Source organism: Mycobacterium sp. OTB74 (assembly GCF_029892685.1).
Lineage (GTDB): Bacteria > Actinomycetota > Actinomycetes > Mycobacteriales > Mycobacteriaceae > Mycobacterium.
The window spans coordinates 257,868-269,984 of record NZ_JARXVD010000003.1 but is presented as its reverse complement, the minus strand read 5'-3'; the positions used below and the strand labels follow the sequence as shown (position 1 = coordinate 269,984).

Here is a 12,117-nt window from a genome sequence, read left to right as displayed (position 1 = left end):
TGTGGTCCCGGGACAAATCCTTCTAGTGCCAGTTGCGACCATTGAAACACGCCGTAGCCGCAGATAAAAGGCATGGCCGCATCAGCGCTTGTCAGAGTAATGAAACGTGTTCTAGCCTGACGACATGGGTAATCCTGTCATCGTCGAAGCCACCCGCAGCCCGATCGGAAAGCGGGCCGGCTGGCTGTCCGGTCTGCACGCCACCGAACTCCTGGGCGCCACCCAGAAGGCCCTTGTGGAGAAGGCCGGTCTCGACGCCGGCGACATCGAACAGCTCATCGGCGGCTGCGTCACGCAGTACGGCGAGCAGGGCAACAACATCACCCGGCAGTCCTGGCTGGTCGCCGGACTGCCCGAGCACGTCGGCGCCACCACCATCGACTGCCAGTGCGGCAGCGCCCAGCAGGCCAACCACCTGGTCGCCGGTCTGATCGCCACCGGTGCCATCGACATCGGCATCGCCTGCGGCATCGAAGCCATGAGCCGGGTGCCCCTGGGTGCAAACGGTGGCGGTGCCCGCGCCGCGTCGTGGGACATTGACCTGCCCAACCAGTTCGAGGCCGCCGAGCGCATCGCCAAGCGCCGTGGCATCACCCGCGCCGACGTCGACGCACTGGGCTTCGCTTCGCAGGCCAGGGCCAAGCAGGCCTGGGCCGAAGGCCGATTCGACCGTGAGATCTCTCCCATCGAGGCGCCGGTCATCGACGAGAACAAGCAGCCGACCGCCGAGCTGCACATGGTCACTCGCGACCAGGGTCTGCGCGACACCACACTGGAGGGCCTGGCCCAGCTCAAGCCGGTGATGGAGGGCGGCATCCACACCGCGGGTACCTCGTCGCAGATCTCCGATGGTGCTGCCGCCGTGCTGTGGATGGACGAAGACAAGGCCAAGGCACTGGGCTTCAAGCCCCGCGCCCGAATCATCGCGCAGGCCAACGTCGGTGCCGAGACCTACTACCACCTGGACGGCCCCGTGCAGTCCACCGCCAAGGTGCTGGAAAAGGCCCGCATGTCCATGGCCGACATCGATCTGGTCGAGATCAACGAGGCCTTCGCGTCGGTCGTGCTGTCGTGGGCGCAGGTGCACAAGGCCGACATGGATCGGGTCAACGTCAACGGCGGCGCCATTGCACTGGGCCACCCGGTCGGTTCCACCGGTAGCCGGCTGATCACCACTGCGCTGCACGAACTGGAGCGCTCAGGCAAGTCGACGGCGCTGATCACCATGTGCGCCGGCGGTGCGCTGTCGACCGGCACCATCATCGAACGGCTCTGAGCCCGTGGGGTTTTCGGACCAGGAGCGGATTGCCGCGGCACAGGCCTACATCGATTCGCTGTCCAGCCATCAGGCCGGTGACGTGCCGTTCACCCCGGATTGCATCCGCATCGAGATCGGCATCAAGACCGGTCGCAATGCCGATCACCTGCGCCGCAGCCTGGAACGTGGCCCGCAGTTCAAGTTGATCGAGGGCACCACCGTGCCGGAGTACACGGTCAGTGGCGACAACGTGCGGGCCAAATTCGATGTGCTGACCAAACCGCGGCTCGCTGGGTGGCGGGTGTGCTCGCACGTCGACGAAACGTTCGTGATCCCAGCCGACGACCCCAGTGGGTCGCCGAAGATCCATCACATCAACGCCAAGCTCGTACCGTTCCTGTCCCGATAGGTTGTCATAGTGACCACTCCTTCACGTCCCCTCAGCGCCAAGCAGATCGAGTCGCTGAACTCCCCCCGCGTGGAAGCCATCATCAAATTGATGTCGCGGGCGCAGACGTGGATCTACAAGAAGACCAATGGCCGGTTCGGGGACAAGTTCCTGCATGGTGCTGCGGTAGGCATCCTGACCACGACCGGCCGCAAGACCGGAGAGCCGCGCGAAGCTCCGCTGCTGTACCTCCGCGAGGGTGATCGAGTAATCATCGTTGCCTCGCGGGGTGGTCACGCCAACAACCCGCCGTGGTACGGCAACCTCAAAGCCAACCCGGCTGTGACGTTTCAGATCGGCGGCGAACTTCTGTATCTCACGGCTCGGGACGCCACCGACGCCGAGCGCGACGAGTACTGGCCGAAGCTCGATGCGATGTACCCGGACTTCGTCAACTACCGCTCGTACACCGATCGAGAGATTCCGATCGTTATTTGCGAGCGCACCATATAACGCCTAGCAAATATCGATTTAACTTGGTTGCGAGGATATATTAACGGAGTCGACAATACAGATTTACCACTCTGTACATAATGTGTTGCCGCACACATGCAACCACGCACGCGTGCCCGCTCATCGCGAGCTACAGATGGAGTCCTAATGCCGTACAACCCATACGGGTCTAGTTCAGTGCGCCCCAAACGCACCATCCGACGTGCGTTACAGGGCCTGGTGGTCATCGTTGCCGCCGCCTTCATGTTCATCGCCACCGCCTTCGCGGCGTGGGCGGCCGACAACATCACCATCACCTTCGTGCGTCATGGTGAGTCGGCTGGCAATGCGTCGGGCTTCATCGACACCACGATCCCAGGACCGTCGCTGACCGCCCTCGGTCAGCAGCAGGCTCAGGCCGTGTCCGACCAGCTGATCGCGAACGAGGCTGCCACCGGTGTGGACTACACCAGCATCTACTACTCGGACATGGTGCGCACTCAGCAGACGGCGGCACCGTTCGCGGCAGCCTCCGGCCTGCCGGAAACCGAGTTGTCCGGCCTACACGAGGTTCAGGCCGGCGCCTTCGAAGGCCAGTCGCAGAACTCCGGCCTAGGCCGCATCGCCTACGCCTTGATCCCGCTGTCGTGGGTCGCCGGCTTGTACGGCGTGCCCATGCCCGCCAACAGCAATACCTCGCTCGGCGTGAATGGTGACACCAACGGCGCGGAGTTCGAGTCCCGGTTCAACGGCGCCATCGACAGCATCTACGCAGATGGCGGGTCCAACCCCGTCGTGTTCTCGCACGGCATGGCGATCATGGCCTGGACCCTGATGAACGTCGACAACCCAGACCTGAGCCTGATGCTCAGCGACCCACTGAACAACACGTCGATCGTCACCGTCACCGGCAACCCGACCGACGGCTGGACGCTGGACACCTGGGACGGTAAGGCTGTCAGCCAGAACCCGAACCTGCTGACCAAGCTGTTCGTCGACACCCGCAAGGTGGCCACCACCGCGCAAATGGCGGTGTACAACGTCACGACCGCGCTGGCAACCGGTAACGCCACCACCATCAGCAATGCCATCAGGGACGGCCTGACCAGCACGGTCACCGCCGCGCTGAACTACCCGGGCGCTCTGGTGAACAGCATTGTCAATTCGGTGCAGACCGGCACGGTGTTCCAGTCGGCCCCCGCGCCGACCAGCACCGCCGGCACCACGTCGGCAGCCGCGACCTCCACGGGCACCTCGGCAGCCGCCGCGCTGACCTCGGTGGAGACGGCCGTCAACAATGCTGTGAGCACACTGTCGTCGTCGATCAAGCCGATCTCGCTGACCGCGCCGAAGACCACTGCGGCCACCAGCACTGCGGCCACCAGCACTGCGGCCACCAGCACCGCGGGCACGGCAGCGGAGAGCGTGTCGAAGCAGGCCAATTCGGCTGCCTCACAGGTGAAGCCGAAGGCCGACAAGGCCGCCGATAAAGCCAAGGCCGACAAGCCCAAGGCAGCATCAAAGAAGGCGACCGCCGGAGCAGGCGCCTCGGCCAAGTAGCACCCCCGCAGCAACCCAAGAGCTCCCCCAGAAATCCTTCTGGGGGAGCTCTTCTATGTCGCTATGGCCCGATACCTGCACTTGCCACGAGAGCCCGTCACGCCGAACGCGAGCTGACTACTCGTGACTGCCACCGGTCGCATCGGCATTGCCCAATGCTTCCTGCAGGGTGGCCAGCGGGTCGGTGCTGTTGGCAACACCCAATCGATGCCCTGGCGGTCCACCGCTGCCCTTGGTCGGCAACCGGTCGGCGTCGACATCATTGAGCGATCCCGGCCCACCTGAGCCTCCGCCGCTATTGCCCTGCGGTTCCAGCACCGGGTTCTTTCCCGGCCCATGCGGCGGGGGTACCGGCGGAGCGGGTGCGGAAGGACCACCACCGGACGCGGCATCCTGGCCTCCCGGCAGAGGTGGCGGCGGAGTGGGCGCTCCCGTCGGCCCCGGAGCCGGGGGCGGTGGTGGAGGCGGCTCAGAGAGCGATTTCAGCTTGGCGTCCAACCGGGCCTGGGTGTCCGCGCGGACTTTGCGGCGATCGGCGTTGGGATCGTCGTTGCCCGAAAAGCAATGCTCCGGAGCGGCTTTGACGATGTCCTGGGCCGCCTTGTACCGGTCCTCGGCGCGCTTGCGGTCGCCGCCCGCTACGGCCAGATCGCCCTGGGTTGCGTGGGTGTGTCAGGAGTTAGGAAAAATTGACACCCACGCGCACGCTCGCGCAGCACTGCTCAGGCGCCGTACACCGGCACCGCGGGCCGCGCCTTGGCCAGCAGGTCTGCGACCACAGGGCCCAGCTCCGCCGGGTCCCACTTGGCGCCCTTGTCGATCTGCGGACCGTGCGCCCAGCCCTCGGCGATGCGAATCTTGCCGCCCTCGAGCTCGAACATCTTGCCGGTGATATCCCGCGACTCGACGCTGCCCAGCCACACCACCAGCGGCGAGATGTTCTCCGCAGCCATGGCGTCGAAGGCCTGGTCCTGGGTGGCCATCATGTCGGCGAACACGGTCTCGGTCATCCGGGTGCGGGCCGACGGTGCAATGGCGTTGACGGTGACGCCATAGCGGCCCATCTCGGCCGCGGCGACCAGGGTCAGCGCGGCGATGCCGGCCTTGGAGGCGCTGTAGTTGGCCTGCCCGACACTGCCCTGCAGGCCGGCTCCAGAGCTGGTGTTGATGATGCGTGCATCGACGGTTTCGCCGGCCTTGGACTTGGCCCGCCAGTACGCGGCGGCATGCTTCATGGTGGCGAAGTGCCCCTTCAGGTGCACGGCGGTGACGGCGTCGAACTCTTCTTCGGTGGCGTTGGCGAACATCCGGTCGCGCACGATGCCGGCATTGTTGACGAGAACGTCAAGGCGGCCAAAGCTATCCACGGCCTGATTGATCAAGGCCTCGGCCTGTCCCCAGTCGGCGACGTTCGAACCATTGGCAACGGCTTCGCCTCCGGCAGCGACGATCTCGTCGACCACCTTCTGCGCGGCGCTACCGCCACCGGCCGGTGAACCGTCCAGACCCACCCCGATGTCGTTGACCACAACGCGGGCACCCTCAGCTGCGAACGCAAGCGCGTGCTCACGTCCGATACCGCCACCTGCGCCCGTCACGATGACCACGCGGCCGTCGAGCAATCCCATTGATATATCTCCTACCGTGTTGTTTTGGGGCGCTCCGCGCGCCCTACTTGTTGGCGCTGGAAGCTTCCAGGTACTGCGGCGGTTCACCACCGCCGTGCACTTCGAGGGACGCACCGCTGATGTACGACGCAGCCTCGGAGGCCAAAAATGCTGCCGCCCAACCGATATCGGTCGGCTTGGCCAGACGCCCCAGCGGTACGGTCGCAGCAACAGCGGCCACCGACTCGGCGTCACCGTAGAATAGCTCGGACTGTTCGGTCTCGACCATGCCGACCACCACCGAATTCACCCGGACCTTGGGTGACCATTCGACGGCCAGCGTGCTGGTCAGATTGTCGATACCCGCCTTGGCTGCGCCGTAGGCCGCGGTGCCCGGCGTGGGGCGGTGCGCGCTGACGCTGGAGATGTTGACGATCACGCCGCCTTGCGGCTGGTTCTGCATCACGGCGTTGGCGTGCTGGGAAACCGACAGTGGCCCAAGCAGATTCAGCTCGATGATCTTTCGACTGAAACTGGCCTTCGCTTCAGCGGCCGCGACGTAAGGCGAACCGCCGGCGTTGTTGACCACCACGTCGAGCCGTCCATGCTTCGCCACAATGGCGTCGATCATCGCCTTGACCGAGTCGTCGTCGCGGACGTCGCAGGAGTGGAACTCATAGGGCAGTCCCTCGACCGGACGACGGGCGCAGGTGATGACGGTGGCGCCCTGCTGGGCGAACACCTCACTGATACCGGCGCCGACGCCGCGCACCCCGCCGGTCACCAGGACCACCCGATCAGCCAGCTGCAGATTGATTCCAGCACTCACTGTGCTAGCGTACCAAGCAAGTGCTTGCTTAGGTAACCACCTCCCAGGAAGTGACTGATGACCATCACCACCAAGACAGTCGAACCGGGCATCGTCTCGGTCACCGTGAACTACCCGCCGGTCAATGCCATCCCGTCGGCGGGGTGGTTCGAACTGGCCGACGCGATCACCGCGGCCGGGCGCGACAAGAGCACCCACGTGGTGATCCTGCGGGCCGAAGGACGTGGCTTCAACGCCGGCGTCGACATCAAGGAAATGCAGAACACCGAGGGCTTCGGCGCACTCATCGACGCCAACCGTGGCTGTTATGAGGCGTTCCGCGCGGTGTACGAGTGCCAGGTTCCGGTCATCGCGGCGGTCAACGGCTTCTGCGTCGGCGGCGGCATCGGTCTGGTCGGCAACGCCGACGTGATCGTCGCCTCCGACGACGCCAAGTTCGGCCTGCCCGAGGTCGAGCGCGGCGCTCTGGGTGCGGCCACCCACCTGTCCCGGCTGGTCCCCCAGCACATGATGCGCCGGTTGTTCTTCACCGCCGCAACGGTTCCCGCCGAAACGCTGCACCACTTCGGCTCGGTGCACGAGGTGGTCCCCCGCGAGGAACTCGACGAGGCCGCGCTACGCGTTGCCCGCGACATCGCCTCGAAGGACACCCGCGTCATCCGTGCCGCCAAGGAAGCGCTGAACTTTATCGACGTGCAGCCCGTCAACGCGCGGTACCGCATGGAGCAGGGCTTCACCTTCGAGCTGAACCTGTCCGGCGTGTCCGACGAGCACCGCGACGAGTTCGCGGGGACCAATAAGGGAGCTGCCAAATGATTCGGCGGGTACGAGCGAAGCGAGACGGGGTCAAATAATGGATAAGACAACAACTCTCGAGGCCGCAGTCGCCGAGATCGAAAGCGGCATGACCATCGGCATCGGTGGCTGGGGCTCCCGGCGCAAGCCGATGGCTTTCGTGCGGGCACTGCTGCGCACCGACGTCACCGACCTGACCGTGGTCACCTACGGCGGCCCGGATCTCGGATTGCTTTGTGCCGCAGGAAAGGTCAAGCGCGTCTATTACGGCTTCGTGTCGCTGGACTCGCCGCCGTTCTACGACCCGTGGTTCGCCAAGGCCCGCACCAGTGGTGCCATCGAGGCCCGCGAGATGGACGAGGGCATGCTGCGCTGCGGCCTGCAGGCTGCCGCGCAACGGCTTCCGTTCCTGCCGATCCGCGCCGGCCTGGGCAGCGATGTTCGCACATTCTGGGGTGACGAACTCAAAACCGTGAAGTCGCCATACCCGACCGGAGACGGCTACGAGGAGCTCATCGCCATGCCGGCGCTCAACCTCGACGCCGCCTTTGTGCACATGAACCTCGGCGACGTGAAGGGCAATGCCGCCTACACCGGCATCGACCCATACTTCGACGACCTGTTCCTGATGTCGGCCAAGCGCCGGCACCTGTCGGTCGAAAAGATCGTCTCCACCGAAGAGCTTGTGAAATCGGTTGTGCCGCAACAGCAGATCATCAACCGCATGATGGTCGACACCGTCGTCGAAGCCCCGAACGGTGCGCACTTCACCACAAACGAGCCGGACTACCGGCGCGACGAGAAGTTCCAGCGCCTTTATGCAGAGGCCGTAGCCTCCGAAGACACCTGGGCCGAGTTCGTCAAGACCTACCTGTCCGGCACCGAGGCCGATTATCAGGCTGCGGTCCGTAAGTTCGCCGAAAGCCAGGAGGCCGCCAAATGAGCGAAGCAACCCGTGGTGACGTCTGCGCTGTCGCCTGCGCCGAATTGTTCCGCGACGCAGGGGAAATCATGGCCAGCCCTATGACCACCATCGTCCAGGTGGGTGCCCGGCTGGCACGGTTGACCTTCTCCCCCGATATCGTGCTGACCGACGGCGAGGCCCGAATCCTTGCCGACACCCCGGCGATCGGCGCTCCGTTCGCCGTCGAAGGATGGATGCCGTTCAACCGCGTCTTCGAGACGCTGGCCTGGGGCCGGCGCCATGTGGTCATGGGCGCCAACCAGGTTGACCGTTACGGCAACCAGAACTTGTCGGCCTTCGGCCCGATCCAGCACCCGACCCGGCAGATGTTCGGCGTCCGCGGCGCGCCGGGCAACAGCATCAATCACGCCACCAGCTACTTCGTGGGCAACCACTCCAAGCGGGTGTTCACCGAAGCTGTCGACATCGTTTCCGGAATCGGTTGGGACAAGGTCGATCCGGAGAATCCGGCCTTCCGGTTCGCCAACATCTACCGGGTGGTGTCCAACCTCGGCGTGTTCGACTTCAACGGTCCCGAGCACCAGATGCGTGCGGTGTCTCTACACCCCGGTGTGACGGCCGTGCAGGTTGCTGAGAACACCTCCTTCGAGGTGCACGGCCTGGACAGCGCCGAAGAGACCCGGCTACCCACCGACGAAGAGCTGCAGCTGCTGCGCGAGGTCATCGACCCGAAGTCGCTGCGGGACAAAGAAGTCAAGGCCTGACGATGAGCAAGCTCGTTACCCCGCTGACCGAACTGGTCGGTATCGAGTACCCCGTCGTGCAGACCGGTATGGGCTGGGTGGCCGGTGCCCGACTGGTTTCCGCGACCTCGAACGCCGGCGGCCTGGGCATCCTGGCGTCGGCGACCATGACGCTCGACGAGTTGCAGACCGCAGTGACCAAGGTCAAGGCTGCCACCGATAAACCGTTCGGCATCAACATGCGTGCCGACGCCGGCGACGCGGGCGACCGCGTCGACCTCCTGATCCGCGAAGGGGTCAAAGTCGCCTCCTTCGCCCTTGCCCCCAAGCCCGAGCTGATCGCGAGGCTGAAAGATGCCGGTGTCGTGGTTATTCCGTCGGTCGGTGCGGCCAAGCACGCCAAGAAGGTGGCGAGCTGGGGCGCCGACGCGGTGATCGTGCAGGGCGGCGAGGGCGGTGGCCATACCGGTCCGGTTGCCACCACTCTGCTGTTGCCGTCGGTGCTGGACGCGGTGAAAGACACCGGCATGCCGGTCATCGCCGCGGGTGGCTTCTTCGACGGTCGCGGCCTGGCCGCTGCGCTCTCTTATGGCGCCGCGGGAGTCGCAATGGGCACCCGATTCCTGCTGACGGCGGACTCGACGGTGCCCGACGCGGTGAAGCAGCGCTACCTGGCTGCGGCCCTGGACGGCACCGTGGTGTCCACCCGAGTCGACGGTATGCCGCACCGGGTGCTGCGTACCGGTCTGGTGGAGAAGCTGGAAAGCGGTTCGCGCGCACGTGGTTTCGCCGCCGCGGTCGGCAACGCCCAGAAGTTCAAGAAGATGTCCGGGATGAGCTGGGCATCGATGGTCAAAGATGGCCTGGCCATGCGGCACGGCAAGGAACTGACCTGGTCGCAGGTCGTCATGGCGGCCAACACCCCGATGCTGCTGAAAGCCGGTCTGGTGGAAGGTAATACGGACGCTGCTGTGCTGGCGTCCGGTCAGGTGGCCGGCATCATCGACGACCTGCCGTCGTGCGCCGAGTTGGTCCGGGAGATCGTGGCCGAGGCCATCGAGCACCTTCAGGCCGCCACCAGCTACATCCAGTAACCCCTCATTCTCCCCGCGGGCGGCGATGCTCTGCCGGCCGCCCGCGGGTGATACCTACCTCGGTCACGCTGCGCCACAGGCCAACTCACGTGCCGGTTGATGCCGTCACGGTGACTTTGACGTTCTTCATGATGGGCTGATCGCTCTGCGTGCTGTAGTCGCCGATGGCGCACAGCACGTTCATCTCCGGCATGTACCCGGCCGCGCAGCCGCGTGGGATGCCATACGGAACAGCCTTGTACCGCCGCAGCGATCGGGTGCTGCCGTCGCGCGCGGTGGCGACGATATCGACGTCGTCGAACTCCTTGAGGTCGCGGTCGGCCATGTCGTCGGCATTCATGAACACCAACGCGCGCAGGTTCTCGACGCCGCGGTAGCGGTCATTGTCAGAGTAGACGGTCGTGTTCCATTGATCGTGCGAACGCAGCGTGGCCAGGGTCAGGGTGCCGGAGGCGACGCTGTCGTCGGGCAGGTCGGACGCCGAGAATTCTGCGCGACCGGACGGGGTCAGAAAGATCAGTTCCCGTGCAGGCTGCTTGATACGGAAGCCCAGCGGCAGCCGGACCCGCCGATTGAAGTCTTCAAAACCGTCGAGCACCTTGGCCATGGTGTCCCGAATCCGGTCGTAGTCCTCGACGTACCAACTCCACGGCGTCCGACTGTCCGGCAATGCAGCGTGCGCGATACCGGCGATGATCGCCGGCTCGGACAACAGATGCGGTGAAGCCGGCTTCTTCATACCGACCGACAGATGCACCATGCTCATCGAATCTTCGACCGAGGTGGACTGGACGCCCGCCTTCTGCCGGTCTTTCTCGGTGCGGCCCAAACACGGCAGGATCAGCGCGCGGCGGCCGTGGATCACGTGGCTGCGGTTGAGTTTGGTGCTGACGTGCACGGTGAGATCACATTTCTGCAGGCCCGCGAACGTGTACGCGGTGTCCGGCGCCGCGCTGGCGAAATTGCCGCCCATGCCGATGAATACCTTGAGCTTCCCACTGTGCATGGCCTCGATGGTGTTGACCGTGTCCAGTCCGTGCGCAATCGGTGGGTCGATCTCGCACACCTCGGCGAGGCGCGCGAGGAAGTCTTCGGTGGGCCGGTGGTCGATGCCGCAGGTGCGGTTGCCCTGCACATTGCTGTGCCCGCGAACGGGTGACGGTCCCGCGCCCTCGCGGCCCAAATTGCCGCGCAGCAACAGCAGATTGACGATTTCACGCACACTGTCCACGCCGTGTTCGTGCTGGGTGACGCCCAGGCACCAGCTGATGATGCTGCGGTCCGAGTCGCGGTAGATCTTGGCGGCCTTGCGGATATCGGATTGGCGCACACCGGATTTGTATTCGATCTCGTCCCACGAGGCGGCCTCGCAGACCGCGCGGTAGTTCTCGAAACCCACCGTGTAGCGCTCGATGAATTCCACGTCGAGCGCTTTAGGGTCTGTTTCGGCTTGTTCCAGAACGACTTTCGCGATGCCCCGGATCAGCGCCATATCGCCGCCGATGCGGGGCTGCAGGTTGAGGGTGCTGGTCTTGGTCGATTGGAAGGTAGCCATGCGCAGGAAATCGTGCGGGATGATGGTGCGGGTGGCGCCCGCTTCCACCAGTGGGTTGATATGCACGATCTGTGCACCGCGACGATAGGCCTCGGCCAGCGCGGTCAGCATCCGCGGCGCATTGGAGGCGGCGTTGACGCCGATGATGAACAGCGCGTCTGCGGTCTGCCAATCTTCCAGATCGACGGTGCCTTTACCGGTTCCCAGTGCCGCCTTGAGCGCTCGCCCGCTGGCCTCGTGACACATGTTGGAGCAGTCCGGCAGGTTGTTGGTGCCAAGCTCGCGGGCCATCAACTGGTACAGGAACGTGGCCTCATTGCCCAGGCGACCGGAGGTGTAGAAAGACGCCTGATTCGGGTCATCAAGGTCAGCCAGCGCACCACCTACCAGCTCGAACGCGTCGCGCCAGCTGATCGGCAGGTAACGGTCGATCTCTACGTCGTACACCATCGGTTCGGTGAGCCTGCCCTGGTCTTCCAGGGCGAAGTCACTCCACGTTGCGAGCTCTGAAACAGTGTGTTGGGCAAAGAATTCCGGACCGCAACGATTTTTCGTCATCTCCCACGTGACGTGTTTGATGCCGTTCTCACAGATGTCGAGCCTGAGGCCCTTCATGTCATCGGGCCACGCGCATCCCGGGCAGTCGAAGCCACCGTCTTCGTGGTTCATCCTCATGATCGCGCGCGGCCCGTCGAACGGCTCGCGTTCGCGGATCAGAAACTTGGTGACGCTCTTGGCAGCACCCCAGCCTGCGGCTGGGTGATGATACGGATGGAACCCTGGTTCACCTTGGCTCTCGGGCTGATCCTCGGCCTCAGTGTGTTGCTCTGTGCTCCGGTCGGTCATTGGTCAAGTCTGCGCGCCTCGAAAC

Annotated in this window: 12 protein-coding genes; 8 read left to right on the top strand and 4 right to left on the bottom strand. The window is 64.7% G+C overall.

All coding sequences use genetic code 11. The annotated features are described in order from the left end of the window. Positions 1-124: 124 nt before the first annotated feature. The 4 genes from M2432_RS06835 (at position 125) to M2432_RS06820 (ending at position 3,698) form a co-directional block, all read left to right on the top strand. Positions 125-1,276, top strand: coding sequence for a steroid 3-ketoacyl-CoA thiolase (locus M2432_RS06835; protein ID WP_280826000.1), 1,152 nt, complete (start codon positions 125-127; stop codon positions 1,274-1,276). 4 nt (positions 1,277-1,280) lie between these two features. Next, positions 1,281-1,667 carry a hypothetical protein gene (locus M2432_RS06830; RefSeq protein WP_280825999.1) on the top strand — a complete coding sequence of 129 codons (387 nt, stop codon included), beginning with the start codon at positions 1,281-1,283 and terminating at the stop codon, positions 1,665-1,667. 9 nt (positions 1,668-1,676) lie between these two features. Further along, a complete protein-coding gene (locus M2432_RS06825) occupies positions 1,677-2,159 on the top strand; it encodes a nitroreductase family deazaflavin-dependent oxidoreductase (protein WP_280825998.1) in 483 nt (160 codons plus the stop codon). A 147-nt stretch (positions 2,160-2,306) separates the two neighbouring features. After that, on the top strand, positions 2,307-3,698 hold the full coding sequence (locus M2432_RS06820) for a histidine phosphatase family protein (protein ID WP_280825997.1): 1,392 nt from the start codon (positions 2,307-2,309) through the stop codon (positions 3,696-3,698). A gap of 117 nt (positions 3,699-3,815) precedes the next feature. Here M2432_RS06820 and M2432_RS06815 read toward each other — a convergent pair whose 3' ends face one another. The 3 genes from M2432_RS06815 to M2432_RS06805 form a co-directional block, all read right to left on the bottom strand. Next, positions 3,816-4,016 carry a hypothetical protein gene (locus M2432_RS06815; protein ID WP_280825996.1) on the bottom strand — a complete coding sequence of 67 codons (201 nt, stop codon included), beginning with the start codon at positions 4,014-4,016 and terminating at the stop codon, positions 3,816-3,818. 404 nt (positions 4,017-4,420) lie between these two features. After that, on the bottom strand, positions 4,421-5,326 hold the full coding sequence (locus M2432_RS06810) for an SDR family oxidoreductase (RefSeq protein WP_280825995.1): 906 nt from the start codon (positions 5,324-5,326) through the stop codon (positions 4,421-4,423). A 43-nt stretch (positions 5,327-5,369) separates the two neighbouring features. Continuing rightward, positions 5,370-6,134 (bottom strand): SDR family oxidoreductase, encoded by a 765-nt coding sequence (locus tag M2432_RS06805; protein ID WP_280825994.1) that lies wholly within the window; start codon positions 6,132-6,134, stop codon positions 5,370-5,372. A 57-nt stretch (positions 6,135-6,191) separates the two neighbouring features. Between M2432_RS06805 and echA20 the strand changes: the two genes are divergently transcribed. From echA20 to ipdC, 4 genes are read left to right on the top strand one after another with little or no spacing between them, the layout of a single operon-like run. Beyond that, positions 6,192-6,950, top strand: coding sequence for a (7aS)-7a-methyl-1,5-dioxo-2,3,5,6,7,7a-hexahydro-1H-indene-carboxyl-CoA hydrolase (echA20, locus tag M2432_RS06800; protein ID WP_280825993.1), 759 nt, complete (start codon positions 6,192-6,194; stop codon positions 6,948-6,950). Positions 6,951-6,984: 34 nt separating this feature from the next. After that, positions 6,985-7,872, top strand: a complete 888-nt coding sequence (ipdA, locus tag M2432_RS06795; protein ID WP_280826179.1) for a cholesterol ring-cleaving hydrolase subunit IpdA — start codon at positions 6,985-6,987, stop codon at positions 7,870-7,872. Then, a complete protein-coding gene (ipdB, locus tag M2432_RS06790; protein WP_280825992.1) occupies positions 7,869-8,618 on the top strand; it encodes a cholesterol ring-cleaving hydrolase subunit IpdB in 750 nt (249 codons plus the stop codon). The genes ipdA and ipdB overlap by 4 nt, the downstream gene beginning before the upstream one ends. Positions 8,619-8,620: 2 nt before the next feature. Further along, positions 8,621-9,691 (top strand): (3aS,4S,5R,7aS)-5-hydroxy-7a-methyl-1-oxo-octahydro-1H-indene-4-carboxyl-CoA dehydrogenase, encoded by a 1,071-nt coding sequence (gene ipdC / locus M2432_RS06785; protein ID WP_280825991.1) that lies wholly within the window; start codon positions 8,621-8,623, stop codon positions 9,689-9,691. Positions 9,692-9,776: 85 nt separating this feature from the next. Here the strand turns inward: ipdC and M2432_RS06780 are convergent, their stop codons facing one another. Further along, positions 9,777-12,092, bottom strand: coding sequence for an FdhF/YdeP family oxidoreductase (locus M2432_RS06780; RefSeq protein WP_280825990.1), 2,316 nt, complete (start codon positions 12,090-12,092; stop codon positions 9,777-9,779). Between the last annotated feature and the right edge of the window lie 25 nt (positions 12,093-12,117).

Coding starts and splice junctions, on each gene's coding strand:
- M2432_RS06835 (WP_280826000.1), top strand. CDS start 125: ATGGGTAATCCTGTCATCGTCGAAGCCACCCGCAGCCCGATCGGAAAG.
- M2432_RS06820 (WP_280825997.1), top strand. CDS start 2,307: ATGCCGTACAACCCATACGGGTCTAGTTCAGTGCGCCCCAAACGCACC.
- M2432_RS06810 (WP_280825995.1), bottom strand. CDS start 5,326: ATGGGATTGCTCGACGGCCGCGTGGTCATCGTGACGGGCGCAGGTGGC.
- echA20 (WP_280825993.1), top strand. CDS start 6,192: ATGACCATCACCACCAAGACAGTCGAACCGGGCATCGTCTCGGTCACC.
- ipdB (WP_280825992.1), top strand. CDS start 7,869: ATGAGCGAAGCAACCCGTGGTGACGTCTGCGCTGTCGCCTGCGCCGAA.
- ipdC (WP_280825991.1), top strand. CDS start 8,621: ATGAGCAAGCTCGTTACCCCGCTGACCGAACTGGTCGGTATCGAGTAC.
- M2432_RS06780 (WP_280825990.1), bottom strand. CDS start 12,092: ATGACCGACCGGAGCACAGAGCAACACACTGAGGCCGAGGATCAGCCC.